Origin of the sequence: Loktanella sp. Alg231-35, from assembly GCF_900143545.1 — a bacterium.
Taxonomy (GTDB): domain Bacteria; phylum Pseudomonadota; class Alphaproteobacteria; order Rhodobacterales; family Rhodobacteraceae; genus Yoonia.
The window spans coordinates 263,267-289,335 of record NZ_FREV01000001.1 but is presented as its reverse complement, the minus strand read 5'-3'; the positions used below and the strand labels follow the sequence as shown (position 1 = coordinate 289,335).

The following is a 26,069-nucleotide window of genomic DNA, read 5'->3' as shown; positions in this document are numbered from 1 at the left end:
CATGCGGCCCCGCGACGTCAGATCATCAACGTCACGCCTAGAACTTGGCGCTTTCGAGGTAGGCCCGTGTATGTGCTGTGTCTTGCATCTTCTCAGAGGTCAGATCGACCGGCTCGGCCTCGGCTGACGTCGCTGTCAAAGCAACCGCAGCAACGGGCGCAGTCGTGCCTGCAAGTTTCAGAAAATCGCGGCGGCTTGCGCCTTCGGGTTTCTTGGTCATGGGATGTCTCCCCCTTCCTGTTTTTGGCGGGCATCCCCACCGGTTTACGGCAGGGCGCTACCCTGCTGTCATTCTGAACGCTTCGCGTTCGATCTCCATAAATGTCTTGCCCATGGTTCCGATGGATGCATAGAGGATCGAATTCTTTGCCGCTTCGAGGTCGGCAAAAAAGTGGCCCGCCCATGGGGCGATATGCTTGTTAAAAAACGCTTTTTGAACGTCCAAGGTCGCCGGATCACGGAATCGACCGACGATCATTCCTCCCATCATCTCCATCAATGATGCGATATTATCTTCAGGCTCGAACACGTTGTCGGCGCGGGTCATCCCTTCGGCAAGCATGTCGGCGCGCAACGCAGCCAGCGGCTTTTCGTTCAGGAACCCCGTCAGGTAATAGCTGGCGTAAGGCAGCAGTTCTCCACGGCCCAAACCGATGAACAACGCGTTGAACTCGGATTGAACACGCGCCGGTTTGGATGCTTTGGCGACACGCGAAAGCGCGGCTGTTGCTTTGCCAAGTTCGGTATCGTCCCCCGAAAGCCCAGCACATTGATCAAGCAAAAGTTGGTCAGGCGGCCCCGATAGCAACAACCCCAAGAAGTTATAAAGATCAGCGCGTAGCCGATCTTCGGGAACCACAGTGATATCGGCAGCTAGGTTCACGCTGTCTCCTCAATCTGAAATGTCATGCGGCGGGGTGCATAGGTTACTTCAACGTCTTCAACGTCCGGGTCAGAAGGGCCGTGTTCTGGGTTCAACGCAGTCGCGGCGATAGGTTCGGCCTCTTCAGGTGCGGCAACCGCTGGTTCGTCCTCTTCCCCGTCAACATCATCCTCGACAGCGGCAGGGTTTTCTTTCTCGGCGGCCTGACGCGCCATCTCTTCGATATGCTTCAACATACCTTTGCCGACCTGATAGGCGGTCTGCATGTTTTCAACGACCATCGCGCTATCGGTAAAGTCTTCACCGTAATCGACCAGCATATCGACGTTGGCCAGCACTGGGTTTGAACGCCACAATGTGCGCAAGGCACGGCGGCGGATCGCCTCTGGCACGGCTTTTGCCATGAACGCGCTGAAATCGTCGCCTTGTTTCAAGGTATCGGGATTGGGCAGATCAAGCCTTTCCAGGACTTCCGCTTCGCTGAGATCTTCCAAAGCTGCATGTTCTTGCGCGATGGCCTCTGCTTCGAGCACAGCACTCTCTGAAGCAGTCTCTTCCAAGACAGCATTACGACGGCGCGACCAGAAATCAGCGGGCTTATTCAATGCAGCACCCCCTTGCGGGTTGCGGGTGCGCGATAAACGTCTGCGGTCTGCCGGATACGGGCATCACCTATCCCATCTTGCACCTGATCAACGCGGGCCTTGTTGCGGCGGCGCTTTACAAACACTTCATCCTCATGGTGCAGCGTGATGAAATCACGAATCCATGCGACTAGGCCGTCTGGCATTGGAACCTTCTCGACCAGCTCTTCACCAGTGTCTGCGTAGTCCTGCGCCTCGTAGGGTGAAGCGGTCACAAGGGTTACATCAAGCGGATTTTCGGTATCGCTTTCCCGCATCACCACATAAATCGCCGGTGCCTGAGAGGATAACCCCTGCAAATAGGCTTCGGTATCGGTGCGGAACAGTTCAAGCGTCAGGGTCGCCGCGTGATACTCTACTGCATCCCCATCGCGGCGCATTTCTTTCCAGTTTGCGGACGGAGCACCCGGCAAAACGGCCACCGCTTTCCACACATGTCGCGCCCAGCGCGTGACACCGGGGGTGCGCCGGATAACAACGCCAAGCGGCATCGCAATAGAAGTGGTGATAGCTTGATTCAATATAGACTATATCCTCTGGCTGCCCGAATGCTGCCCGAATTCAAGGCATTCTCAAAGGAAAAACTTTCCTGGGCGCGATCACATTTCGGGATGCTGCGTTGCCGCATTTCCGCTAGGTCAACTTCTGGCGGAAAAATGAAGTGTTACGCGCGTAAATGATGCTCTTGGCTGAAAACCTGACAGTGCGGATTTGCAGTTGCAGCATTGAGCACCAGCCGATGTCAGCACAGAAAATCTGGTTTACGGCGCGACAGAATCGCGGCTAGCGTGACACTTGGGCCGCAGTTCACAGCCCGTACGGTTGGAGTAGAGATGCCGAAAAAGCTTGTTCTTTGCGATTGTCTGGGCAGCCAGACAATTGATCCTGACCTGATCTCCAAGGCAAGTGGTCTGGCCTGTTCAAAGGTCTACACGTCGCTTTGCACCGATCAGATCGACGCCGCCGCAGCGGAGATCAAGGCCGGTGATGTGATCATGGCCTGCCAGCAGGAACGGCGAATCTTCGAGGGGCTGGCACAGGAACTTGATACTGACAGCCCCGGCTTTGTCGACATTCGCGACCGCGCCGGCTGGGGCGAAAACCCTGCCCCTGCCAAGATGGCGGCCCTAGCAGCAGAGGCTGCGCTGACATTCCCGATGGGCAAATCCGTTGACGTCATTTCAGAAGGCACTTGCCTGATTGTAGGGGGCGCTGCGGCTTTGGCCGCCGCAGGCGATCTATGTGAGACCCTTGCCGTCACGGTTTTGCTCGATACAGCCGAGGATATCCCCGCTGATCGCCGATTTGACTGCGTGATTGGCAAGCTGCGTCAGGCATCCGGCGCACTCGGCGGGTTTTCCGTAAAGATTGATGAATTACAGCAAGTTGTTCTTGGCGGTCGGGGTGCATTTTCGCTGACTGGTCCGAAAAATGGCGCAGTGTCGCATTGCGACATATTGGTAGATCTTAGCGGAGCAAAGCCATTGTTTCCTGCGCACGAAAAACGCGAAGGGTATCTGCGCGCTGACCCCGGACATGCCCCTTCAATTGCGCGGGTCGTTTTTGACGCAGCCCAGATTGTCGGCACATTTGAAAAACCGCTTTACGTCAAATTGGAAACCTCGGCTTGCGCACACAGCAGGGCAGAACAGCCCGCCTGCTCCAATTGCCTGAATGTCTGCCCAACTGGTGCAATCACTTCGGCAGGTGAACATGTCGCGATTGATCCGATGATTTGTGCTGGCTGCGGGTCATGCGCGGCGGTGTGCCCATCTGGTGCGATTTCCTATGATGCGCCACCTGTCGACACGATCTTTCAACGCCTCAACACGCTGGCCAGTACCTACCGCAAAGCGGGTGGCGGCACGCCACGGTTGCTGGTCCATGATGCAACCCACGGGCACGAAATGATCTCTCTTGCTGCGCGTTTTGGGCGGGGGTTACCTGCGGATGTCATTCCGTTTGAAACCGACGCTTTGTCGGGTTTTGGGCATGCCGAAATGCTCGCAGCGCTTGCGTGTGGCTTTGGGCATGTGGACATCCTGATGTCTCCGAACACTGAGGTGGATGTGTTGATGGCACAGGCGGATCTTGCGAAAGCTGTCGCTGGTGGTGACGCTGTTGCAATGATCTTTGTACCCGATCCCGACGCGATGGTGGATGCGCTATCAGCCGCGCCCGATATGGTCGGCTGTGACCCGATTTTACCGTTAGGTAGCCGCCGTCAGGTTGCCCGCTTGTCGGCCAAGACACTGCAACCTGATGCAGAGGTCATCACCCTGCCAGATGGCGCACCTTATGGTACTGTTGTCTTGGATCCAGACGCTTGCACACTGTGTCTGTCTTGCGTCTCGCTTTGCCCATCGGGTGCGCTTGGCGACAACAGCGACATGCCGCAACTGCGCTTTCAAGAGGATGCGTGCCTACAGTGCGGCCTGTGCAGCAACATCTGCCCGGAAAAGGCGATAACGCTGCAGCCCCAACTGAACCTGACAGCAGCGTCCCTGTCCGAAGTCGTCTTGCACGAGGAAGAACCCTTTGCCTGTGTAGAGTGTGGTGCGCTGTTCGGGTCGAAATCAACGGTTGAAAAGATCACCGAGAAACTTGCCGGCAAGCACGCGATGTTTGCGACCACCCAAGCAGCAAAGATGATCCAGATGTGCGACAACTGCCGAATTCAGTCGCAGTTCCATTCAACTGACAATCCGTTTCAGGGGTCAGAGCGGCCAAAGCCACGCACGACGGATGACTACCTGTCAAAGCGCAAAGATCACTGAGACTGTATCGGACCACCCAAATCCGCCGGGGCAATCGTGCCGACATAGGCAACAATCGCGTCAATTTCATCCAGCGTGACCTCTATTGGTGCGATCGGGGAAGGCAGGTTGTCCGGAAACGGGTCTGTGACGTCCTTCACCTGCGTAAAGGCTGCGTGCGGCCTTAGCAGATAGAACGTTTGAAACCGCCCCTCCCAATCGGAGAAACTCCGCATCAGGGCAAACGATGGGGTCGATCCGATGGCGTTCATGCGATTGCTGTCGTTCACCACATGGCAACGGCCGCAACGCGACAGGCTGACGTCTTCACCAAGAACCGCATCACCCGTCAATGCCACGACCACTGCAGCAACTTGAACGCTCACATCCGCGCTGAAAGGCACACCCTCGTCTGGCGTGAAGCCTTCAACCGTCCGCTTGCCGACGTCAGAAGTCAGCCAATCATAGAAGGCTTGGGTGTTGTCATTCTCGGAGTTGCGAAAGTGCCAGATCGTGTCGCCTTGCCGGAACACAGGATCACCGTCGGGACCAAATGCGGCGATGCCTTCGTCCTCTGATAAGGTAATGCGGATGCCAGTCTTTAATGAGAAACGCGGCAATATGTGGTTCAAAAGCCCCGTATCAGTCAATGCCGACGGGCTTTGCAACGTAAAGGATTTGTCCTGCGCCATTGCTGACGACCCTGCAAAGGCCAGACAAACAAGTAGTTCCTTCAGCATGTCACAAGCCCCCCTCAATGGTTTGCTTGCGCATTAGCCTAGGGTCGCTAGGGTCAAAGCGTCAACACATCAGGGAGGATCAAGGCATGAGCGAAGAGTTCAACATGTCGATGCGAAAATTTTTGAAACAGGTTGGGGTCACCTCTCAGCAAGTCATCGAAGAAGCGATGCGCGGCGCAAACGGCACAGCCGGCAAGAGTTTTGATGCGAAAGTTGTCCTGACAATCAACGACATCGACCTCGAACATGTGGTCACTGGTAAGATAGAAGGCGCATAAGTGACCGTTACGCGTGATCAGACCCTCGCCTGTCTGAAAGAAATCAAGGACCCATCCGGCAATGACATCGTGTCTGCAGGGCTTGTCCGCGCGCTGAATGTCGAAGACGGTGCCATACGCTTTGTCATGGAAGTGGCGAGCCCCGAACCTTACCTGCCGATCAAAGCTGAGGCAGAGGAAAAACTGGCCGCACTTGGGGCGACATCCGTTTCCATCGTGATGACAGCGCATACGAAACCCGCAGCCCCGCCCGATCTGAAGCCAAACCGCAAGGCAGAACCCACTGGCCCAGAGAAGATCGCAGGCATTGACCGCATTATCGCTGTGGCATCCGGCAAAGGCGGGGTTGGTAAATCAACAGTTGCGGCAAACCTTGCTTGCGCCCTTGCCGCCGAAGGGCGTCGCGTGGGGATGCTGGATGCCGACGTTTACGGCCCCTCTCAGCCGCGAATGCTTGGTGTATCTGGACGCCCGCAAAGCCCAGACGGCAAGCTGATCCTCCCATTGCGCAACTTTGGCGTCACGATGATGTCGATCGGCCTGATGACAAACGAGGATCAGGCCGTTGTCTGGCGTGGTCCAATGCTGATGGGCGCGTTGCAGCAAATGCTGACGCAGGTTCAATGGGGCGCGTTGGATGTGCTGATCGTCGATCTGCCACCCGGCACTGGCGACGTGCAGATGACCCTTGCGCAAAAGGCGCAGCTTGATGGGGCGATCATCGTGTCGACGCCACAGGACGTCGCCCTGCTGGATGCCCGCAAAGGGATCGACATGTTCAATCAGATGAAAACACCAATCATCGGCATGATCGAGAACATGAGCACACATATCTGTTCAAGCTGCGGACACGAGGAACACGTCTTTGGACATGGTGGCGTCACGGCCGAAGCGGACAAACTTGGCGTTCCTCTATTGGCTGAAATCCCGCTGCATCTGGACATCCGGTTGGCGGCAGATGGTGGCGCACCAATTGTCGTATCCAAGCCTGAGTCCGCGCAAGCGCAGGGCTTCCGTGCGGTTGCCAAAGCATTGATCGACGCAGGCAAAGCGTGAGGGACATAAGCCTACCCCCACTGTTCACAGCAACACCTGTTGCAAGTGATCCGTTTGGCGCGGCCCGCGACAAGGCCACGCTGGGCTGCGATGCGGGCCTTGTGACCTATCACCTCAGCAATGATCGGATGCAGGCCGCCATCGTCTTTGCACCAGAAGTCCCGCTGCGCGACGCGATGGCCATCCTGCCGATATGTGGCGTCGGTTTCCAGAATGCCCTTGGGGCGCTTGCCCCGCCTGAGGTGGGTGTGCATCTTGATTGGGACGGCGCCATTCGCCTGAACGGTGGCACCTGCGGACACTTGCAGGCAGCATGTTCGCATAACGATCCCACGCAAGAACCGGACTGGCTCATCATCGGGTTGGACTTGCGCATTTGGCCTGACAACGCCGAAACGGGGCTCACGCCAGATCAGACGGCGTTGTTCTCCGAAGGTTGCGCTGAGGTTGACGTAAACGACCTGCTGGAGGCCTGGGTGCGGCACACATTGGTGTGGGTCAACCGCTGGAGTGACGAAGGTGCCGCCCCACTGCACAAGGAATGGTCTGGCATCGCGCACGGTATTGGGCAAGCCGTTGAAAAAGCTGACTTATCCGGTGAATTCCTTGGCATCGATGAACACTTTGGAATGTTGCTGCGCGACGGGGCCAACACCCATATGATCCCCCTCACCCATCTATTGGAGGCTTGATATGAAACTCGCGCGCGCGATCCATTTTGACGAAAGTGACATGAACGTCTTTCACTCGCCTGGGCGCACCGGGGAATGGTGCATTTCGGGTGGCTTCGAGTTTTCCAATTGGACAGGGGGCGACCTCACCGGGAAGGCCCGTCAGGCGTTTTCCAATGGCTGGCTTGGTGTGGAAACCTTTGGGCGGGTGACATTTGTTGCCGTCACGCAAATTGAACCGGCAGAGCTGTCTGCCTTGGTCAACAGCCTCGCCCAGCATTTCGTTGAGATGTATGGCGCGCCGTCCATTGAGGCGGCCTTGCCCGCCGCCCAAGAAGAACTGAGCCAAATGATGGATATGTGTGCGGAACATGACCCCAACACAATCCTCACTGTTGCCCGTGAACTAACCGACGCAGGCGTCAAAGAAGCCTTTCGCATCATCGAACAACGCGACGCGGGACTGGATATGTTTGCGGTTCATGGTGGTGACTAAGATCAGAACTTCGCCGTCGCCCACCGCTAAGCAAACCAACACACGATCTTAGATCACATCGCAACAGACACGGGTGGTCTCTTGATGCAAAAAGAGCGCCTTATGCAGGCGCTCTTTTCATTGAAACAAAGGTGACAGCCGATCAGTCTATCAGGCTGTTCAGTGTCGCTGACGGCCGCATCACAGCAGCGGAAAGCGCCTCAGAAGTATGATAGTAACCGCCCAGATCAACAGCCGCACCACGCCCTTGCGAAAGCTCACTCACGATGGCGTCTTCGTTTGCTGCCAAAGCATCGGCCAAAGGTGCGAATTGCGCGCCCAGCGCTGCATCCTGAGATTGCGCCGCGAGGGCCTCAGCCCAGAAACGCGCAAACCAGTAGTGGCTGTGCCGGTTGTCTGGCTGTCCCACTTTGCGTTTTGGTGAATGCCCTTCGGACAGCAGTTTCTCTGTCGCGGTATCAACGGCGTCACCCATGATGGCGGCTGCAGGTTTCCCCTTTGCAGTGCCCAGAAACCGCAGGCTTTCACCCAATGCGCAGAATTCACCCAGCGAATCCCAGCGCAGGTGGTTTTCTTCGACCAACTGTTCCACGTGCTTGGGAGCAGAGCCGCCGGCGCCCGTTTCAAACAGGCCGCCGCCGTTCATCAGACCAACAACAGACAGCATCTTGGCCGATGTGCCGACCTCAAGGATCGGGAACAGGTCGGTCAAGTAGTCGCGCAATACGTTGCCTGTGACGGCGATAGTGTTGTCGCCCTGGTAGATCACTTCGAATGACCGCGTCGTCGCGTCGCGCGGCGCCATGATCTTGACCTTGTCGGCGACACCTGCCTTTGCCAGCGCAGGTTCGACGTATTTCAGCAGTTCAGCATCATGCGCACGGTTGCGGTCGAGCCAGAAGATCGTCTCGTAGCCCGTCGTCGCCATACGGTCGAGCGCAAGCTGAATCCAGTTTTCAATCGGCGCGCGGCGGGCAGAGGCCATGCGCCAGATGTCACCGGCCTCTACCGCATGGCTGTGCAGGATATCGCCGTTGTCCGCGATCACGCGCACGGTGCCTGCTTGCGAGAGTTCGAAAGTTGTTGGGTGCGAGCCGTATTCTTCCGCCTTCTGTGCCATGAGGCCCACGTTCTGCACCGTACCTGCGGACACCGGGTCAAGTGCGCCGTTGGCTTTGCAGAATTCAACCGAGGCGTCATAAACCGGTGCATAAGAGCTATCAGGGATCACACAGTTGGTGTCGTCCTCTTCGCCGTCCGGCCCCCAGCCTTTGCCGCCCGCACGGATCACGGCAGGCATTGAGGCGTCGATGATCACGTCTGACGGGACATGCAAGTTCGTGATGCCACGATCCGAATTGACCATGTAAAGCGGCGGGCGTTCGGCCAGCAATGCGTCAATCTCGGCCCGGATTGCTGCGCCATTGGGCATCGCGTCGATGGCATCAAACAACGTGCCAAAGCCCGCATTCGGGCTGATCCCGGCAGCGGCAAAATCATCGGCATATGTATCAAAGATCGGCTGCAAATAGGCCACAACAGCGTGACCAAATATGATCGGGTCCGAGACCTTCATCATCGTTGCCTTCATGTGCAGCGAAAAGAGCGTGCCTTCGGCGCGCGTCGCTTCGATCTGTTGGTGAAAGAACGCCTTGAGCGCCTTGGCCGACATGAAGGTTGCATCAACAATCGTGCCCGCTGGCATCGCTATGCCGTCTTTTAGGGTGGTGACAGCGCCGTCAGCACCGGTCAGTTCAATCTTCAGCGTTTGCGCCTCAGACAGCGTTACCGATGTCTCATTTGAAAAGAAGTCATTTGCACCCATCGTGGATACGCGCGTCTTGCTATCAGCCGACCATTTGCCCATGCGGTGCGGGTTGGCCTTGGCGTAGGCCTTGACCGACGACGGGGCGCGGCGATCCGAATTGCCTTCGCGCAGCACCGGATTCACAGCAGAGCCTTTGACCGCATCATAGCGTTGGCGTGCCTCTTTTTCGGCATCGGTCTGCGGATCGTTGGGATAATCGGGGATGGCATACCCTTTGCCCTGCAATTCGGCGATGACTTCCATCAACTGCGGAACCGAGGCCGAGATGTTAGGCAGCTTGATGACATTGGCGCTGGCCTCTTTCACGACACCACCCAAAAGGGCGAGGTCATCCGCGACCTTTTGGTCGTCACTCAGCCGTTCTGGAAACGCTGACAGGATGCGCCCCGCCAACGAGATGTCCTTGGTTCCGATACTGATGCCCTGCGACCCCAGAAACTTTTGCAGGATCGGCAAAAGCGAAGCCGAGGCCAACTGCGGCGCTTCATCGGTTTTTGTGTATATGATATCGCGAAGATTGGAGTTTGACATCTGGCTGTCCCTCTTGGTCATCTGGTTTGCTGGCTTTGAATACCGGCTTCGCATACGCGCTCTGCGTTCGGTAGACAATAGTATACAATAGCGAATCCGGTGAAAATCCCATGTATTTGGACAGAATCTACACCTGCAAAGTAGCATTGTCGCGGCCTACCTGCGACAATTGAGGCATTGAATGCTGCAAAGGGCGCACGCACCTTTCATCAATGGGAAAACACAACACACACATTGCTAGCAAACCACAACGCGGGGCGGTCCAAGGGATGGATTTCATGACCTTTATCGCCTAAACAGCAGTGATAAGTTAAAGTATGTTCAAAGTGTTAGGTGTCAACCAAGATGATTGAAGAAACCGCCCTTTCCGGTGTTGTTGAGATCACGCCCCGGCGGTTTGCCGATGCGCGCGGGCATTTCAGCGAAACCTACAATGCAGATGCGCTAGCACAACACGGCATCAACTTTCAGTTTTCACAGGACAACCAGTCATACAGCCAAGACATCGGCACCGTGCGCGGCCTGCATTTTCAGGCACCTCCAGCCGCACAGGCCAAGCTGGTGCGCGTGATCCAAGGTGTGATCTGGGATGTGGCAGTGGACGTACGTCTGGGCTCGCCAAGTTTCGGCCAATGGGTCAGGGTAGAACTGACCGCGGAAAAGGGCAATCAGCTGTTGATCCCCGAAGGGTTCCTGCACGGCTTTGTCACTCGCACGCCGGATTGCATCGTCGCTTACAAATGCTCTGCCACCTACGCACCTGCGACCGAAGGGTCGGTACGCTTTGACGATCCTGATCTTGCGATTGATTGGGGCATTAAAACCGACGATGCAGTCTTGTCGGACAAGGATGCCATCGCCCCCGCCTTTACTGATCTTGCATCGCCCTTCACCTACGAGCCCGCATCATGAAAATCCTTGTCACAGGGGGTGCCGGTTTCATCGGCTCTGCGGTCGTGCGGCAGGCTGTGGCCCAGGGTCATGCAATTGTGAACCTTGATGCGCTGACCTATGCCGCCTGTCTGGCGAATGTGGCCAGCGTTGCTGACGACCCGCTTTATGCATTCGTGCAAGCAGATATCTGTGATCGTGCCGCGATGGATCGAATTCTGGCCACACATCAACCCGACGCCATCATGCATCTGGCCGCGGAATCGCATGTAGACCGGTCCATCGACGGGCCGGGCGCCTTTATTCAGACCAACGTCACCGGCACCTACACATTGCTAGAGGCCGCGCGCCAGTATTGGGATACGCAAGGCAAGCCCGATACGTTTCGTTTCCACCATATCTCGACCGATGAGGTTTATGGCTCTCTGGGTGCAACAGGGCAGTTCACCGAAGACACCGCTTATGATCCGCGCAGCCCCTATTCTGCCTCTAAGGCTGCCAGTGACCATCTGGTGCGTGCTTGGGCAGAGACCTATGGCCTGCCGGTTGTCCTCACCAATTGCTCAAACAACTACGGCCCCTATCACTTTCCCGAAAAGCTGATCCCGGTGGTGATCCTGAACGCCCTACATGGCAAACCGATCCCGGTTTACGGCAAGGGCGAAAACGTGCGTGACTGGCTTTATGTCGAAGATCACGCCGACGCGCTGCTGACCGTGCTGACCCGTGGCAAAGTTGGTCGCAGCTACAACATTGGCGGTGAGAATGAGGCGCGCAATATCGACCTTGTGCAGATGATTTGTGCATTGCTTGACCAGCACCGTCCTGATGCGGCCCCACATGCCGATTTGATCACCTATGTCACGGATCGGCCCGGCCACGACCTGCGCTATGCCATTGATCCCAGCCGGATGCGCGATGAACTGGGCTGGCGTCCGTCGGTCACGCTTGACCAAGGCTTGGCCAAGACGGTGGACTGGTATCTGAACAACGCCGATTGGTGGCAGCCGCTGCTGGACCGCGACGGTGTTGGCACCCGGCTGGGCACATCATGAAGGTTCTGGTGTTTGGCAAAACCGGGCAGGTTGCCCGCGCATTGATCGCGGCTGGTTCCGATCATGGCGTGCAAGTCACGGCCCTGGGACGTAATGAAGCGGATTTGAATAACCCTGCCGCTTGCGCCGCTGCCATTGCCGATGCGCAAGCTGATGCTGTCATTAACGCCGCTGCATGGACCGCAGTTGATGCAGCCGAAGATCAAGAAGCCGCCGCCCACGTGATCAATGCAGACGCACCCGGCGCTATGGCGCAGGCCTGTGCAGCAAAGGGCGTGCCTTTTGTGCATATCTCGACCGATTACGTGTTTGATGGGTCCGAGGGGCCCGCTTGGACACCGGATGCACCGACCGGACCGCTGGGTGCCTATGGCAGGACAAAGCGCGCGGGAGAACAGCAGGTGACCGCCGCAGGCGGTAACTCTGCGATCCTGCGCACCGCTTGGGTCTTCGATGCGACTGGCAAGAACTTTGTCACGACCATGTTGCGCCTGTCTGACACGCGCGATGCGCTGACAGTCGTGGGCGATCAAGTCGGGGGGCCGACACCAGCGGCGGCCATCGCGGATGCCTGCCTGACAATGGCCAAGGCGCTGGCGGCGGGCCAAGGCCGCAGCGGTATCTATCATTTTAGCGGTGCGCCAAATGTGTCCTGGGCCGATTTTGCCCGCGCGATCTTTGCAACAGCTGGCCGCGAAACCTCTGTTACGGATATTCCAACCGCGGACTACCCCACACCTGCCGCGCGTCCAGCTAATTCGCGGCTGGATTGCACATCATTGCAAACCACATTTGGCATTTCCCGCCCCGATTGGCAGGCTGCCCTAAGCGACATGTTCGCATCGTCATAACTGAACCATATTGAGCCCATAGAAAGTTGTAATGAGTATGCGTAAGGGACTGATACTTGCTGGTGGCACGGGGTCACGGCTTTGGCCGATCACTCAGGGTTTGTCCAAGCAACTGATGCCGATCTATGACAAGCCGATGATCTATTATCCGCTGTCTGTCGTGATGCTTTCGGGCATCCGCGAAATTGGGATCATCACAACACCGCAGGATCAAGCGCAGTTCCAGAACCTGCTGGGTGACGGGTCGCAGTGGGGTGTGCAGATCACATGGCTGGTCCAACCTAGCCCCGATGGTCTGGCGCAAGCCTATCTGATCGCCGAGGATTTCCTGGATGGCGGCCCATCGGCGATGGTTCTGGGCGATAACATCTTTTTTGGGCACGGTCTGCCGGAACTGTTGGCTGGTGCTGATGCGCAACCCAATGGGGCAACCGTGTTTGGCTACCGCGTCGCTGACCCCGAACGCTACGGCGTTGTTGGCATGGATGCCGATGACCGCGTGACAGAAATTGTTGAAAAACCTGACGTGCCACCCTCGAACTATGCAGTGACGGGCCTTTATTTCCTTGATGGCACAGCCCCCGATCGGGCGCGCACGATCACCCCAAGCCCGCGTGGTGAATTGGAAATCGTGACCTTGTTGGAAAGCTACCTGCAAGAGGGCGCACTGAACGTCGAGCGCATGGGCCGTGGTTATGCCTGGCTCGATACAGGCACCCACGCCAGCCTGCTGGATGCGGGTAACTTTGTGCGGACATTGCAAAGCCGCCAAGGCATGCAAACAGGGTGCCCTGAAGAGATTGCCTTTGGCGCAGGCTGGATTGATGAGGCGCAACTGACTGCATTGGCAAACCGCTATGCCAAGACAGAATATGGCGCCTATCTATTGGGGTTGATGGATCCCTGATGGTCGTACCGCACACACCCTCCATCGCAATCATTGGGACCGGATATGTGGCTGATTTCTATATGAAATCAATCGCGCTTTATCCTGATCTGAATATCGTTGGTGCCTATGATCTGGATGCCGCACGTCTGGCGACATTCTGCAATTATTGGAAACTGCCTGCCTTTGGTTCTGCAGAGGAACTATTGGCGGCCCTGCCTGCTGATGGGTTGGTGTTAAACCTGACAAACCCCGATGCACATTTTGACGTATCGCGCGCCTGTTTATTGGCCGAACGGCATGTCTATTCCGAAAAGCCTTTGGCGATGGAAATGGCGCAAGCCATGGAATTGGCTGATCTGGCCACCGGGCTTGGTCTACATCTGGGTGCAGCGCCTTGCAGCTATCTGTCCCAATCGGCCCAAACTCTTTGGGCCGCCGTGCGTAGCGCCAAACCCGGAAAAATCCGTTTGGCCTATGCCGAAATTGATGACGGCTACATCAGGCAAGCGCCTTACAAACATTGGAAAAGCGAAACTGGCGCGCCTTGGCCCGCCGAGGATGAGTTTCAGGTTGGCTGCACAATGGAGCATGCCGGTTATTACCTCACCTGGCTGATACAGATGTTCGGCCCTGTGCGCACGGTTGTTGCGGCCTCGGCCCAACTGACTGGCGATGATCCAGCAGCGCATGACCTATCGATCGGCACGCTGTTTCACACCTCTGGCGTGGTGACCCGCCTGACCTGCTCAATCATTGCACCGCATAACCACGAAATTCGTATTGTGGGTGACCGGGGTGTGCTGGAACTTGATGAGTGCTGGGACAACCTTGCCTCTGTGCAGTTCCGCAAGCGGATGCGCATTCGCAGGCGATTGTTGGAATTGCCCCTGACGCGCAAGATGCGCCTGCCCGGCAAGGACCTGCACCCGGTGCCCGCTAAGGGTGGTGCGGCAACCATGAATTTCTTCCTCGGCCCTGATCAGATGTTGCACGACATTGCCGCAGGTACTGATCCCACACCGGCGATGCAGATGGCGTTGCATGTGAACGAAGTGACGCTGGCCTTGCAGAACGCAGGCGAGCACAGCGGGTCACAAACGATGCAGTCGACCTGTGAACCGCCTGCTCCGCAGCCTTGGGCGCAGTCGTTGAAAGGGGGCAAGTGATGGCCCAACAGACGATTGTGGTCACAGGTGCCGCTGGGTTCATCGGGCGCGAAGTTGTCGCCTGCGCCCGTGCGCGCGGGCATTATGTGCGCGCCGTTGTACGACGCGAAGCGGCCATCCACCCCGAGTGGGACGATGGCGTCACACCCGTTGTTGCTGATCTAATGCAGAAGGGCGCGCTGGCAGGGGCGCTTGATGGCGCTGACACGGTCATTCATCTAGCCGCCACAATCAGCGGTGACGCAGCCCAGCAAAAACGCGATACCGTGGAAGCAACCAAAGCCCTGTGCGAGGCAATGATCGATTCGCCATCTACACCGCGATTGGTGTTGATCAGTTCGGTTTCCGTCTATGCCCATGATGCCGTCGCCGAGGGTGGCAAGATTGACGAGGCATCCGCCTTGGAAGCCACGCCAGAAAAGCGTGATGTGTATTGCCAGAACAAGCTATTGCAGGAACAGATCGCGGCGTCTTTTAATCTGCCGCAAACGATCCTGCGGCCCGGTGCCGTTTACGGGCCGAATGCTCTTTGGAATGCTCATCTTGGTGCGCCGGCGGGTCCGGTTTTGGTGCAGTTCACCAAAGCTGGCGAATTGCCCACGGTCTATGTCAAAAACTGTGCTTTAGCGATTGTGAAGGCCTGTGAAACTGCGCCGGATGGTCCGATCAACGTGATTGATCCGAACCCACCGGCACGTGGTCAGTATCTGCAAAGCATTGGCTGGACAAAACCATCTGTCGTGCTGCCATGGCGTTTACTGTCATTTCTGGGGCAGCTCTTGCCGTTTTCATCGAAACCCGGATTGCTGCACCCTGCAATCCTCCAAGCACGGATGATGCCAGTGCGCTATGACACCGCTGGCATGCAGGCGTTGATGGATGGCGAGGCGCTGACAGGGTTTGACGCAGCCATTCAGGCATCACGCGAGGCCGAAACATGAAGATCGCCTATCTCACTGGTGAGTACCCTCGCGCCACTGACACCTTCATCCTGCGCGAAGTGCAGGAGTTGCGTAAACTGGGCATGGACGTCATCACCTGTTCGGTGCGCACGACGCCGCCAGAGCAACACGTCGGCCCCGAGCAAAAGGCCGAAGCGGCAGCAACATTCAAGGTTCTGGCTGCGGCCAAGAAACCCGCCCACCTTGTTGCTTGCCACATCCGCGCGTTGCGCCAGCCGGGGCGCTATTTCCGCGCACTCCGCCTTGCGGCCCGCACGTCACCGCCGGGTCTGCGCAACTTTCTCTTTCAGATGTTCTATTTTCTTGAGGCCGCCGTTTTGGCAGATCATCTGCGCCGTGAAGATGTGGAGCATCTACATAACCACATTGCCAAATCAAGCTGTACACTGGCCATGATCGCCTCTGAAATGACAGGCATCCCTTACAGTTTCTCGCTGCACGGGCCTGATATTTTCTTTGAACCAAACCACTGGCGACTGGACGCAAAGATCGAAACCGCCAGCTTTGTCGCCTGTATCAGCGACTTCTGCCGCTCGCAGGCGATGGTGTTTTCCGCGCCAGAGCATTGGCGCAAGTTGCATATCATTCACTGCGGGGTCGCGCCCGAGCGTTATGCGCCCGGTCCCCGCCCTGCACGCCCAACTTTGTTATTTGTTGGCCGATTGGCGGCCGTAAAGGGTGTGCCGGTGTTGTTTGAGGCGCTCAAGTCGGTGGTCGCCGATCACCCTGATATGCAGCTGCGCCTGATCGGAGACGGGCCAGAACGGGCCGATCTCGAGATGCGCGCGGCTAACATGGGCCTGACCGATCATGTGGAATTCTGCGGTTACAAATCACAAGCCGAAGTCGCTGAAGCCCTTTCTGCGACGGATATCTTCGTACTGCCCAGTTTTGCCGAAGGCGTACCCGTTGTGCTGATGGAAGCGATGGCGGCACAAGTCCCGGTTGTGACCAGCCGGATCGCCGGGGTGCCGGAACTGGTCGAAGACAGGGTCAGTGGTTTGCTTGTTCCACCGGGGGCCGCTCCTGCCTTGGCCGATGCGTTGAAAACCCTACTGGGCGATGACGCTTTGCGCGCCAAGATGGGGCAGGCCGGGCAGGCGAAGGTGGCAGCGGAATTTGCCTCTGCTACCGAGGCGGAAAAACTCAAGCAGATCCTGATGCAGCCCAAGGATGACACCGCATGAACACGGCACCCGACACCGCAGTGGTCTTGATTGGCCGCAACGAAGGCGCGCGTCTGGCGGCGGGGTTGGCGTCATTGCAAGGCGAAGTCGCGCAGATCGTTTATGTCGACAGCGGCTCGACCGATGATAGCATGCAAACAGCGCGTGATGCAGGTGCGCAGGTTGTGGAACTGGACCTGAGCGTGCCGTTTACGGCAGCACGGGCACGCAATGCGGGGTTCGAGGCGCTCGACCCAAAGCCGACCTTCGTACAGTTCATAGATGGCGATTGCATGATCGAACCCGGCTGGATTGCCGCTGGCATCGCTGCATTGGAGCAGAACCCCGATATGGGCATTGTGACCGGCTGGCGTGCCGAGATTTACCCCGATGCCAGCGTCTACAACGGTCTGACCGACTTTGAATGGCACCGCCCTGCTGGCGATATCGAGGCTTGCGGCGGCGATATGATGGTCCGCGCAGAGGTCTTTGTTGCGACTGGCGGGTTTAACCCGCGCGTGATTGCCGCCGAAGACGATGAGTTTTGTACGCGCGTGCGCAAGGCAGGTTGGCGCGTCCACCGCCTACCTAACAAGATGACACTACATGACGCCAATATGATGCGCTTCGGGCAATGGTGGCGGCGGGCCGTGCGCACCGGCCATGGGTTTGCCCAAGTGGGTGATCTGCACCCGGAATACTTCGCCCGCGCCCGCCAACGGGTCTGGGTCTATGGCGCGATCCTGCCTTTCCTTGCAATCGTCGGGGTCATCTTTGCCCCGCTCTTGCTGGTCGCAGTGCTGGCGCTTTATCTGATGTCTTACATCCGCACAGTGCGTGGGCTAGAGAACGGTGAATTGCCGCGCCAAAAGGCAATGCATCAATCCGTCTTTCTGAGCCTGTCTAAACTGCCAAATTTCATTGGCCTGCTGACCTATCATTGGCGCAAACTGCGCAACCGCGACATGGCGATTATTGAGTATAAGTGAGAATGAACATGGCGAATAAACCATTGCGCGCGGGTATTGTTGGCGCGGGCTACATTGCCACCTGGCATGCCGATACGATCAAAGCGCTGCCCGGAGTGGAACTTGCCGCCGTCTGCGATATGTCCGCCGGTGCCGCCGAAGCTCTGGCCAGCGGATATGGTGCCGACGCCTATAGCGATCTGGATGAAATGATCGCAAAGGCAAATCTGGATGCCGTGCATATTCTGACACCGCCCGACAGCCACAAAATGTTGGCCGTGAAATGCGCCGAGGCAGGCCTGCATTGCTTTGTGGAAAAGCCGGTTGGTGTCTCTGCAGCAGAGACGTCTGACATGGTCGCGGTGGGCCGCAAGGCGGATCGGCTCATGGCGGCTGGGCATAATTTTCTAGGGATGCCAGGATATGAACGGCTTAAGAAGGCCGCGCAATCGGGTGCTCTGGGGCGCATTTCAATGGCCGAGATCAACTGGTGTTTCCCTCTGCCACCGCTGCGCTCTGGCCCCTTTGGGCTCTGGCTGCTTCGCGAACCAAAGAACCTATTGCTGGAACTTGGCCCGCATCTGTTCGCCTTTGCGACGGATCTTTTCGGGCCTGTCGAGGTTTCGCACCTACAGTTGAGCAAGCCGATCACCCTGCCCGGTGATGAAGTTCGCCATCAGGGCTGGCGCATTCTGGCGCGCGTTGGTGATGTGGATGTGACTTTCAACATCTCGCTGGTGGAAACCGTCGATGATCGCAGCGTTGTCCTGCGCGGCTCGACCGCGCAAGCGCGGTTTGATTATGCATCGGACACGCTGGTGGTGCGCGGCGAAAATACCGCCGATCTGGTGGTGAACCCGCTGCGCGCGCAGTTGTCACAAGGCTGGCAACACTTCCGTGAAGGCGGGGTAAATGTTGTCCGTCAAGTGACATCGCTGAACCGTAAATCCCCGTATGGGCTGAGCTTTCGCGGCGCGGTTGGCAGTTTCTATGACAGCGTTGCAAACGGTAGGCCCTTGGATGCACGCTATGACATGGTGACCGCCGTGACCGTGATGCAAAGCATCGATGATGCGTTGGCAATGATGCCCACCCACAAAGTGCCCGCCCATCCCAAAGGCAAACCGCAACCCAAAGTCATGGTGATTGGCGGCACCGGCTTTATCGGGCGTGCGCTGACCCGCGATCTGGTGGCGCGCGGCCATGACGTGCGCGTTGTCAGCCGTGGCCGGACCGGACCATTTGCAGATATCCAGAACCATGTTGAAACCGTCTCGGTCTCGATGCGTGATGTGGACGGAATGTCCAAGGCGATGGAGGGGATCGATACGGTTTATAACCTTGCCAAATCCATGGACAAAACTTGGGATGATGCGCTGATCAACGACGTCGGCGTGAGCGTGGGCGTTGCCGAGGCGGCGATGACGGCAGGTGTGCGGCGCTTCATCTACACCGGCACGATTGCATCCTACGATATGTCCAGCACCGACGGCAGCATCACCGAAGCAACGGGCTATGCCGACGACATGACCGACCGCAATATGTACGCGCGCTCAAAGGCAGAATGCGAACGGCAATTGCTGGAGATGCACGAAGGCCGTGGATTGCCCTTGGTGATCGCGCGCCCCGGTATTGTTGTCGGGATCGGTGGTCCGTTGCAGCATTGGGGTATCGGGCGGTGGCATGGGGCGGGCGCCGTGCGCATCTGGGGCCATGGCAAGAACAATCTGCCGTTTGTGCTGATCGACGATCTGACTGATGGGTTGATCCGCATGATGGAACAAGACGGGATTGAGGGTGAATCCTATAATCTAGTGGGTGATCCGATGATGTCAGCTCGCGACTATTTCGCGGCGATCCATGATCAGATGGGTGCGCGCCTGAATGTGACGTCCAGTTCGCTGCATGCGCTCTTTGCTTCGGATGCGGTGAAACACATGCTCAAGGTCACGCTGCTGCGGCGCAAGGGGATCACCCGTGCCTCGTTGAAAGACTGGCAATCGCGGGCGCATTTCACGCAGTTCGACAATACAAAACCAAAAGATGAACTGGGTTGGATGCCCGAAACGGATCAGGACAAGCTGATCGCGGGTGCGATTACAGACGCCAATCTGTTTGGTTTCTAAGACGGTACACCAGTCCGAGGGAGCGAGGTAACAACCTCCCATACGATCTCTTGCATAAAGCGCGCGAGCTCTGGACCGGGATCATCGGCTGGCGTGCCGTCAGCGCGCAGCAGCGTGTGCGGCAAACCCACCGGGCTTTGCTGATACAGCACGGCGTAATGCGTCAGCGCGATCAGATAGGCGCCGTAGTCATTGTAATGCACCTCATCGCTGAAAATATCGCGGTAGCTGCCGAGCGGGCCAAGCGGTCCTTTGGCTTCCAACGCGTCCGCCATGGCAGCCATGACTTGTCCGCCGGGGATCAGGTACATCGGTTGCGGCGTGTCTTCCATGGCCAGCGCCACCCGCATGATCTGCCCTTCCCAAAGCGCGCCAAGATCGTGATCCAACCGCGCACGCCAGCCTTTGGGATCGTCCAACTGATGCCAGGTTTCGTAGAAATAGACGGCCATGCCTGACCCATGCGCCTTGTCGGTCCAATTGTGCAGCATCCGGGCGGCATCGAAATAATCGATTGCCGCTTGCAGCTCGACCATCTCGGTCAGGACCAGCGCATCATAGTCGCCGGATGCCACGGCCTCATGTGCGTCGCGATAGTCAGAATGAGCGTTTTCCGCATCAAACCCATTGATAGGTTCATCAACATCCCAATGTGACCGCAACGGCGCACCCCAGCCAAGTTGGCTGGCAAATCCGTGCCCTTCACCGGCCAATTGGGCAAGCATCGCAGGCATATCGCGACCGACAAGGCTGTGACCCAAATGATAGACTTGGCGCCGCCCGTCCGGTGCAGGCGCAGGTTCTGAATAAAGCGCTTCGAAACGCTCTGCATCAAGCGGTGCGGGATCGCGCGTATAAAGCCCAAGTGCGCCAAGCACCACCAACACAGGCGACAACAGGAACAGGATCAAGCGTTTAGGCACAGGCAACGGCCAAAATCAGCCCTCCTTTGATCACCACGGCACCTTGCATGTCCGGCAATGTGGGATGCGCGGTAATTGCAAAATCACCATCCGCCAAATGCACCGTCACGGCATCATAGCCGATCACCTGCCCGGTCAGGGGATATTGTGCTTTATAGATCGCCTCTTTGGCACAAAAGATCGTCATGGCGGCAAGACCGGGGTCCGCTTGCCCAGCCACCCAATCCTGCTCTGTCTGACAGCAGATGGTTGGAATCAAGTCAGCATCCAACGGTTTTGCCGGTTCAAGATCGATGCCTAGCGCGCGATGCGCGCTAGTCAGAGTGACAGCCGCGATGCAGCAATCGTCGCAATGGGCAATTGACCCGGTCAGCCCCGCGGGCCAGATCGGCGCGCGATCGTTGGCATTCAAGATGGCTGCGGCAGGCAGGCCCAAGGCCCCCATGGCTTGACGGGCCGCGCGGCGGCCTGCGGCATATTCGGCCCGTCGTTTGGGGATTGCGCGCGGCAAAGCGGCGGCTTCTTCCGGCCAAAGGCCCGAAGGGCTGTCACGCGGATCGGTGACACCGATTCCAACATTGGGGCCCAGTAGGCGCTCCAGTGCCGCTTTGATATCTTGCATCACCGATTGCGCCGCCGTTCGCGCATTTCGCGCCGCCGGGCCATCGCGTCCTGTAATGTGTCACTTGATCCCACTGGTGTCGCCGCGGCAACGGCAGGTTCGGCTGCTGTCTTGGGTGCTGCTGGGGGTGTGGGCCGTGCGGAAACGCCGGACTTATCAGCCACAATCTTGGATAATGCGCCCAAGGTGGGTGCGCGGAAAATATCGGTGATCGACAACTTCTGCACACCCATCGTGCTGCGAATTTCCCGGTGCGCCTGTACGGCCAGCAAAGAATGCCCGCCCAGATCAAAGAAGCTGTCTTTTGGGCCGATCTGCGGCACGCCAAGCATCGCAGACCAAATCGCGGCGATCCGCTCGCTGATCTCAGCCTCTGATCCCAGATCAACCGATGCGGCTGGCGCGTTGGTCGCGGGAGCTGCTGCTGTCGCTTCGGCCGGTGTTGCTACCTGACCCAAAACCGGCGGGGGGAGCGCCTTTCGATCAATCTTCTTATTGGGCGTCAGCGGAAAGGCATCCAGCGTCACAAAATGGCGGGGCACCATGTAGTCTGGCAGAGACCCCAACATATCCCTGCGCAGCGCTGCTTCATCAAATGCACCATCGGTCAGCACATAACCAACCAGTTGCACGACACCCGGCGTATCCTCGCGGGCGATGACAACGGACTGCTGCACCGTCGCTTGCTGGTCGATGACGCTTTCGATCTCGCCCAGCTCCACGCGGTAACCGCGCAGTTTGACCTGGAAGTCAGCCCGGCCCAGAAAATCAAGCCGCCCGTCGGCGCGCCATCGCACCAGATCGCCGGTGCGATACATCCGGCCATCAGTGAATGGATTGGGAACAAAGCGTTCGGCAGTCAAATCATCACGCTGGAAATAGCCGCGCGTCACACCATCACCCCCGATATAAAGCTCACCGGGCACACCAATGGGTTTTGGCTCCATATCATCGCCCAGCACATAGACTTGGGTGTTTGCGATAGGTGTTCCGATGGGCACCGCACCTTGGCCGGGGCTAGCAGTTTGGGTTGTTGACCAGATTGTCGTCTCGGTCGGGCCATACATATTCTCGATATGCCCACCGGTCAGGCTGCGCAGCTCATCCGCCAGAGCACCGGGCAAGGCCTCTCCTCCGACCATCATATGTTTGATCTGGGTAAGGGCAGTACGGGCCTCATCGTTCATCGTCAGCATCTGCGCCATTGAGGGCGTGCATTGTAGATGCGTGACCTTGTGCCGGGCGACTTGGGCAGCGATGGAATAATCACCATCCGCCACATCCTGATTGCTGGCCGCAACAACTTTGGCCAAGGGTTTGAGTCCCTCAAGCACAAGGTCTACATCGATGCCATAATCGATCAGACAGGCCACCTCGGTCACGCCGATGGCTTTGACCTCTTTCACCCGCTCAATCGCATCCTCAACCGTGCCGAACAGGCCGCTGTCGTTGAAATACCGTTCAAACGCGAACTCCAGGATGCCATCCATCTCATCCTCATCAAGAGAACCAAGGTCGATCTGCATCGGGTTTTCGACACCTTTGGGTTTTTTGAACGCGGGGAAGGCCCAGGCGTATTGTTTGATCAGACCGGCGGCGGCGCGCAGGTAGTCCATCATCGGTTCGCGTGCGATTTCGCGGGCATGTTCGCGGGTGTCTGCAAGGAAGCTATGCAGCATCAAAGTGACCGTAAAATCATCAGGGTTGTGGCCAGCGGCCCGCAGGGCATCGTGATAGATGACGATCTTGTCCGCCACTTCGCCCACACTTTGGCCCAGCAAGTGGGTCAAAACGTTGCAGCCGTTTGTGCCTGCTTCTTTCCACGTCTCTGGGTTGCCCGCCGTGGTCACCCAGACATTCAGCTTCTCGGACACTGGGCGCGGCTGCGTGACAACACCATGCATTTCGCCATCGGCCCGCGCGAATTCTACGGTTTCGCCTGCCCAGAGTTTGCGCAGATCGCGGATTGCGTCGAACATCGCCGGTTTGTTCTTGGGCGGCGTGTTTTCGGGCCGCAGTACAAAGTCGTCAGGCTGCCAACCCGAAGCGATCGCAAGGCCAGTTTTGCCGTTGGTCAGGTTGTCGATAACTGCCCATTCTTCGGCAATCCGCGCTGTGTGGTGTAGCGGCGCGACACAAGACCCTGCGCGCACTGCGAGGTTCTGAGTGACGGCAGCGACAGCCGCGCCGGTGACCGATGGGTTCGGATAGGGGCCGCCAAATGCGTGGAAATGCCGTTCCGGCGTCCACACCGCGCAGAACCCGTTTTTGTCAGCAAATTGGGCGCCTTCCAAAAGCGAGCGGTACTTGCCTCGGCCCACGCCATCGTCATTGCCCCAGTAAAACAGGCTGAAGTCCATGCCAACGCCCGGCGCGCTGCCTTCACCTGCAACCAATGCACGGCTGTCATCGCCCGAGATCACCAGCTTGAACCCACGCGCGAGGGTCCAGAACAGTTCCAGCACAGAGATATCAAACGATAGCGATGTGACCGCCATCCAGACCCCCGCGGGATCATGCGCGATGCGGTCGTCCATGCCGGTAAAGAAGTTCGCCACATTGCGGTGCTCGACCATTACCCCTTTGGGTCGCCCGGTCGAACCGGAGGTGTAGATCATATAGGCCATATGTACGCCGGTGACGCCGCTATCAGGGTTCCCGGTTTCGGTGCCCGCTGGCTGTTCGTCCATAAGGACTGTTTCAGCGGTGCCATCAGGCAAATCAGCGGCCAATGCGCTGTCGGTTACGATCACCTTGGTGCCGCTGTCTTCAATATAGAGCGCCGTACGGTCCGCCGGATAGGCTGGATCCATCGGCAGATAGGCCCCACCCGCCTTCATGATCGCCAAAGCCCCGATCAGCAAAGCAGAGGACCGCCGCAGATGCAGGCCAACAATGACATCCGGGCCGACGCCCTTGTCGCGCAGCACATGGGCCAGTGCATTGGCGCGTTTGTTCAATTCAGAATATGTCAGGCTTTCGTCTTCGAAAGCCAACGCTTCGGCATCGGGGGTCTTGGCGACTTGCGCCTCAAACGCCTGATGGATGCACTGATCGGCAGGAAAGTCGGTGGCGGTCGCGTTCCAGTCGAAAAGCACCTTCTGGCGCTCTGCATCAGCCAGCACCGTTGGTGCCACACCCTTTGCGATCTGTGCCGCCATATGATCAAGCCGATCCGACATAATCTGGGCTGGGTCTGCGCTTATCTTGCCCAAATCTGCATGCAAGGTAGTGCCCGAAACCGTCAAAGCAGTGCCGGGGATGTGCCCCGCCTCGGACAGCCCCAACGCCGGTGTCGCCACCCCACCGGGGATGCGCGCGCAAAGATCGGCAGCGAATGGGCCGCGTGCCTTGGCATCGTTGATGTCGTCACCGCTGTGCAGTGGAACCCAGTTGTTGAGGTATCCCGGCGCATCGTGCGCAACGCCCAGAGCAATCGCAATGGGTTCTTCTGCAAGTGCATCGCCCATGACGCGCAAAGCCTTGGCCAGATCATCGGCGGCGCCGTTCAGTGGCAGGTGCGTGACGTCACCTTGATCAGCGCTCATATCGATTTGCGGCAAAGCTGTAGATGACATCGTGGCAAGCGCATTGCGCCAGTCCGGTTCCTGCTTCAGCGTACCCTTAAGCGCGGCCGTCAAACTCTCTGCTTCTGCGGGATCAAGCGCTGGTAGCTGATCACCAACGCTGACAATCTTGGTTGCCGATACCGCACCACCCGTCGCGTCGCGCAAGCCGCTTAGCATGACAGGCGCTGTTGCAGTTGCGACCGTCAGGCTTTCTTCATCTACGGCAATCACCGTGCCCGCTGGCGCATCAGACGCGGCCTTGCCCGCGACGGCCTTGCTGACAAGATAGACACCAGAGGCCGAGGCGATCTTGGGGCAGGTCAACGGGTTCCAGTAGTCACCGTGATCCAGCGCGCGCACCAATGTCGTGATCTTGCGGGCCGTCTGTGCGAAATCCAGCCTTGCCGCACCGGCGGGCCGGTCATTTTTGGCAAAATAGCTGCGCTGCGACAGGTCCTGCGCTGTGACAACAGGGGCGTCGCTTGCCAGCTTTTCGATCACCGTGCCAAAGCTGTCGATGGCCGCCGCATAGCATTTAGTATTAAGGGTCAGCACCGTTTCGTCTGGGGCCACGTCAAAGAAGCTTTGCGCCAACAGACCGCCCTCATCGACGCCGCCCGCGATCATATGCCAGCTAATGCCGTATTCCGCCTCACCGTTCAAAAGTGCCCAGACGGGAGCGTTCAATCCGGCATAACGGGGCAGCGGGCCGTCGTGGAAATTCACAGTGCCGCGTGCAGGCAAGGACAGCACCGCATCCGGGATCATATCAAGGTTGGCGATGGACAGCAGCCAATCGCAAGGGATATCGGCCAGCGCTGCGGCAAGATCCGCATCAGATGAGACAACAGGTAGCGCCGCACCCTGCGCCCAGCCTTCGACATCAGCATTGCGTGTAACGACGGCGGCAATCGTATGGCCCGCCTCCCGCAGCATCTCACCACATTGAATGGCGAGGGATTCATTACCGATAATCACTGCACGAAAAGAGGACATGG

The 26,069-nt window shown here is 57.9% G+C and carries 23 protein-coding genes; 14 read left to right on the top strand and 9 right to left on the bottom strand.

Annotation, left to right across the window (positions count from 1 at the left end; translation table 11 throughout):
* Positions 1-37 precede the first annotated feature (37 nt).
* The 4 genes from DHN10_RS01355 to DHN10_RS01340 are packed head-to-tail and all read right to left on the bottom strand — an operon-like array spanning position 38 to position 2,018.
* Positions 38-220 (bottom strand): twin-arginine translocation signal domain-containing protein, encoded by a 183-nt coding sequence (locus DHN10_RS01355; RefSeq protein WP_108813457.1) that lies wholly within the window; start codon positions 218-220, stop codon positions 38-40.
* A gap of 57 nt (positions 221-277) precedes the next feature.
* Positions 278-883 (bottom strand): TorD/DmsD family molecular chaperone, encoded by a 606-nt coding sequence (locus DHN10_RS01350; protein WP_108813456.1) that lies wholly within the window; start codon positions 881-883, stop codon positions 278-280.
* The gene (locus tag DHN10_RS01345; protein WP_108813455.1) at positions 880-1,488 is read right to left on the bottom strand and encodes a DUF3306 domain-containing protein; all 609 of its coding nucleotides are present in this window, start codon (positions 1,486-1,488) and stop codon (positions 880-882) included. The genes DHN10_RS01350 and DHN10_RS01345 overlap by 4 nt, the downstream gene beginning before the upstream one ends.
* Entirely contained in the window at positions 1,485-2,018 is a 534-nt protein-coding gene (locus DHN10_RS01340; RefSeq protein WP_108813454.1) for a DUF3305 domain-containing protein, read from the bottom strand. Before DHN10_RS01340 ends, DHN10_RS01345 begins: the two co-directional genes overlap by 4 nt.
* Before the next feature lie 342 nt (positions 2,019-2,360).
* Here DHN10_RS01340 and DHN10_RS01335 point away from each other — a divergent pair, with 342 nt between their 5' ends.
* The gene (locus DHN10_RS01335) at positions 2,361-4,304 is read left to right on the top strand and encodes a 4Fe-4S binding protein (RefSeq protein WP_108813885.1); all 1,944 of its coding nucleotides are present in this window, start codon (positions 2,361-2,363) and stop codon (positions 4,302-4,304) included.
* Here DHN10_RS01335 and DHN10_RS01330 read toward each other — a convergent pair.
* The gene (locus DHN10_RS01330; RefSeq protein WP_108813453.1) at positions 4,298-5,023 is read right to left on the bottom strand and encodes a hypothetical protein; all 726 of its coding nucleotides are present in this window, start codon (positions 5,021-5,023) and stop codon (positions 4,298-4,300) included. The genes DHN10_RS01335 and DHN10_RS01330 overlap by 7 nt on opposite strands.
* Before the next feature lie 86 nt (positions 5,024-5,109).
* Between DHN10_RS01330 and DHN10_RS01325 the strand changes: the two genes are divergently transcribed.
* Genes DHN10_RS01325 through DHN10_RS01310 form a run of 4 tightly spaced genes read left to right on the top strand, consistent with a single transcriptional unit; the run spans position 5,110 to position 7,524 of the window.
* Entirely contained in the window at positions 5,110-5,301 is a 192-nt protein-coding gene (locus DHN10_RS01325) for a DUF6494 family protein (RefSeq protein WP_108813452.1), read from the top strand.
* A complete protein-coding gene (locus DHN10_RS01320; protein WP_108813451.1) occupies positions 5,302-6,357 on the top strand; it encodes an Mrp/NBP35 family ATP-binding protein in 1,056 nt (351 codons plus the stop codon). It begins immediately after the preceding gene.
* Positions 6,354-7,049 (top strand): biotin/lipoate--protein ligase family protein, encoded by a 696-nt coding sequence (locus DHN10_RS01315; RefSeq protein WP_108813450.1) that lies wholly within the window; start codon positions 6,354-6,356, stop codon positions 7,047-7,049. Before DHN10_RS01320 ends, DHN10_RS01315 begins: the two co-directional genes overlap by 4 nt.
* 1 nt (position 7,050) lies before the next feature.
* On the top strand, positions 7,051-7,524 hold the full coding sequence (locus tag DHN10_RS01310) for a DUF6505 family protein (protein WP_108813449.1): 474 nt from the start codon (positions 7,051-7,053) through the stop codon (positions 7,522-7,524).
* 142 nt (positions 7,525-7,666) lie between these two features.
* Here DHN10_RS01310 and DHN10_RS01305 read toward each other — a convergent pair whose 3' ends face one another.
* Positions 7,667-9,883, bottom strand: coding sequence for an NADP-dependent isocitrate dehydrogenase (locus DHN10_RS01305; RefSeq protein WP_108813448.1), 2,217 nt, complete (start codon positions 9,881-9,883; stop codon positions 7,667-7,669).
* A gap of 345 nt (positions 9,884-10,228) precedes the next feature.
* Here DHN10_RS01305 and rfbC point away from each other — a divergent pair, with 345 nt between their 5' ends.
* The 9 genes from rfbC to DHN10_RS01260 are packed head-to-tail and all read left to right on the top strand — an operon-like array spanning position 10,229 to position 19,957.
* Positions 10,229-10,795 carry a dTDP-4-dehydrorhamnose 3,5-epimerase gene (gene rfbC, locus DHN10_RS01300; protein WP_108813447.1) on the top strand — a complete coding sequence of 189 codons (567 nt, stop codon included), beginning with the start codon at positions 10,229-10,231 and terminating at the stop codon, positions 10,793-10,795.
* Positions 10,792-11,829, top strand: a complete 1,038-nt coding sequence (gene rfbB, locus DHN10_RS01295) for a dTDP-glucose 4,6-dehydratase (protein WP_108813446.1) — start codon at positions 10,792-10,794, stop codon at positions 11,827-11,829. The genes rfbC and rfbB overlap by 4 nt, the downstream gene beginning before the upstream one ends.
* Positions 11,826-12,680 carry a dTDP-4-dehydrorhamnose reductase gene (gene rfbD, locus DHN10_RS01290; RefSeq protein WP_108813445.1) on the top strand — a complete coding sequence of 285 codons (855 nt, stop codon included), beginning with the start codon at positions 11,826-11,828 and terminating at the stop codon, positions 12,678-12,680. Before rfbB ends, rfbD begins: the two co-directional genes overlap by 4 nt.
* 31 nt (positions 12,681-12,711) lie before the next feature.
* Entirely contained in the window at positions 12,712-13,587 is an 876-nt protein-coding gene (gene rfbA / locus DHN10_RS01285) for a glucose-1-phosphate thymidylyltransferase RfbA (RefSeq protein ID WP_108813444.1), read from the top strand.
* On the top strand, positions 13,587-14,735 hold the full coding sequence (locus tag DHN10_RS01280) for a Gfo/Idh/MocA family protein (protein WP_108813443.1): 1,149 nt from the start codon (positions 13,587-13,589) through the stop codon (positions 14,733-14,735). The genes rfbA and DHN10_RS01280 overlap by 1 nt, the downstream gene beginning before the upstream one ends.
* Positions 14,735-15,676, top strand: a complete 942-nt coding sequence (locus DHN10_RS01275; protein ID WP_108813442.1) for an NAD-dependent epimerase/dehydratase family protein — start codon at positions 14,735-14,737, stop codon at positions 15,674-15,676. Before DHN10_RS01280 ends, DHN10_RS01275 begins: the two co-directional genes overlap by 1 nt.
* Positions 15,673-16,884 carry a glycosyltransferase family 4 protein gene (locus tag DHN10_RS01270; protein WP_108813441.1) on the top strand — a complete coding sequence of 404 codons (1,212 nt, stop codon included), beginning with the start codon at positions 15,673-15,675 and terminating at the stop codon, positions 16,882-16,884. Before DHN10_RS01275 ends, DHN10_RS01270 begins: the two co-directional genes overlap by 4 nt.
* A complete protein-coding gene (locus DHN10_RS01265; RefSeq protein ID WP_108813440.1) occupies positions 16,881-17,852 on the top strand; it encodes a glycosyltransferase in 972 nt (323 codons plus the stop codon). The genes DHN10_RS01270 and DHN10_RS01265 overlap by 4 nt, the downstream gene beginning before the upstream one ends.
* Positions 17,853-17,860: 8 nt before the next feature.
* Positions 17,861-19,957, top strand: coding sequence for an NAD-dependent epimerase/dehydratase family protein (locus DHN10_RS01260; RefSeq protein ID WP_108813884.1), 2,097 nt, complete (start codon positions 17,861-17,863; stop codon positions 19,955-19,957).
* Here the strand turns inward: DHN10_RS01260 and DHN10_RS01255 are convergent.
* Genes DHN10_RS01255 through DHN10_RS01245 form a run of 3 tightly spaced genes read right to left on the bottom strand, consistent with a single transcriptional unit; the run spans position 19,954 to position 26,067 of the window.
* Positions 19,954-20,880, bottom strand: coding sequence for a hypothetical protein (locus tag DHN10_RS01255; protein WP_234416944.1), 927 nt, complete (start codon positions 20,878-20,880; stop codon positions 19,954-19,956). The two genes, DHN10_RS01260 and DHN10_RS01255, sit on opposite strands and share 4 nt — an antisense overlap.
* On the bottom strand, positions 20,873-21,502 hold the full coding sequence (locus DHN10_RS01250; RefSeq protein WP_108813438.1) for a 4'-phosphopantetheinyl transferase family protein: 630 nt from the start codon (positions 21,500-21,502) through the stop codon (positions 20,873-20,875). The genes DHN10_RS01255 and DHN10_RS01250 overlap by 8 nt, the downstream gene beginning before the upstream one ends.
* Positions 21,502-26,067 (bottom strand): MupA/Atu3671 family FMN-dependent luciferase-like monooxygenase, encoded by a 4,566-nt coding sequence (locus tag DHN10_RS01245; RefSeq protein WP_108813437.1) that lies wholly within the window; start codon positions 26,065-26,067, stop codon positions 21,502-21,504. The genes DHN10_RS01250 and DHN10_RS01245 overlap by 1 nt, the downstream gene beginning before the upstream one ends.
* Between the last annotated feature and the right edge of the window lie 2 nt (positions 26,068-26,069).

What these genes read in the sequence shown, in the direction of transcription:
- DHN10_RS01355 (WP_108813457.1), bottom strand. Translation starts at nt 220, where the DNA reads ATGACCAAGAAACCCGAAGGCGCAAGCCGCCGCGATTTTCTGAAACTT.
- DHN10_RS01340 (WP_108813454.1), bottom strand. Translation starts at nt 2,018, where the DNA reads ATGCCGCTTGGCGTTGTTATCCGGCGCACCCCCGGTGTCACGCGCTGG.
- DHN10_RS01335 (WP_108813885.1), top strand. Translation starts at nt 2,361, where the DNA reads ATGCCGAAAAAGCTTGTTCTTTGCGATTGTCTGGGCAGCCAGACAATT.
- DHN10_RS01330 (WP_108813453.1), bottom strand. Translation starts at nt 5,023, where the DNA reads ATGCTGAAGGAACTACTTGTTTGTCTGGCCTTTGCAGGGTCGTCAGCA.
- DHN10_RS01325 (WP_108813452.1), top strand. Translation starts at nt 5,110, where the DNA reads ATGAGCGAAGAGTTCAACATGTCGATGCGAAAATTTTTGAAACAGGTT.
- DHN10_RS01310 (WP_108813449.1), top strand. Translation starts at nt 7,051, where the DNA reads ATGAAACTCGCGCGCGCGATCCATTTTGACGAAAGTGACATGAACGTC.
- DHN10_RS01305 (WP_108813448.1), bottom strand. Translation starts at nt 9,883, where the DNA reads ATGTCAAACTCCAATCTTCGCGATATCATATACACAAAAACCGATGAA.
- rfbC (WP_108813447.1), top strand. Translation starts at nt 10,229, where the DNA reads ATGATTGAAGAAACCGCCCTTTCCGGTGTTGTTGAGATCACGCCCCGG.
- rfbB (WP_108813446.1), top strand. Translation starts at nt 10,792, where the DNA reads ATGAAAATCCTTGTCACAGGGGGTGCCGGTTTCATCGGCTCTGCGGTC.
- rfbD (WP_108813445.1), top strand. Translation starts at nt 11,826, where the DNA reads ATGAAGGTTCTGGTGTTTGGCAAAACCGGGCAGGTTGCCCGCGCATTG.
- rfbA (WP_108813444.1), top strand. Translation starts at nt 12,712, where the DNA reads ATGAGTATGCGTAAGGGACTGATACTTGCTGGTGGCACGGGGTCACGG.
- DHN10_RS01280 (WP_108813443.1), top strand. Translation starts at nt 13,587, where the DNA reads ATGGTCGTACCGCACACACCCTCCATCGCAATCATTGGGACCGGATAT.
- DHN10_RS01275 (WP_108813442.1), top strand. Translation starts at nt 14,735, where the DNA reads ATGGCCCAACAGACGATTGTGGTCACAGGTGCCGCTGGGTTCATCGGG.
- DHN10_RS01270 (WP_108813441.1), top strand. Translation starts at nt 15,673, where the DNA reads ATGAAGATCGCCTATCTCACTGGTGAGTACCCTCGCGCCACTGACACC.
- DHN10_RS01265 (WP_108813440.1), top strand. Translation starts at nt 16,881, where the DNA reads ATGAACACGGCACCCGACACCGCAGTGGTCTTGATTGGCCGCAACGAA.
- DHN10_RS01260 (WP_108813884.1), top strand. Translation starts at nt 17,861, where the DNA reads ATGGCGAATAAACCATTGCGCGCGGGTATTGTTGGCGCGGGCTACATT.
- DHN10_RS01250 (WP_108813438.1), bottom strand. Translation starts at nt 21,502, where the DNA reads ATGCAAGATATCAAAGCGGCACTGGAGCGCCTACTGGGCCCCAATGTT.
- DHN10_RS01245 (WP_108813437.1), bottom strand. Translation starts at nt 26,067, where the DNA reads ATGTCCTCTTTTCGTGCAGTGATTATCGGTAATGAATCCCTCGCCATT.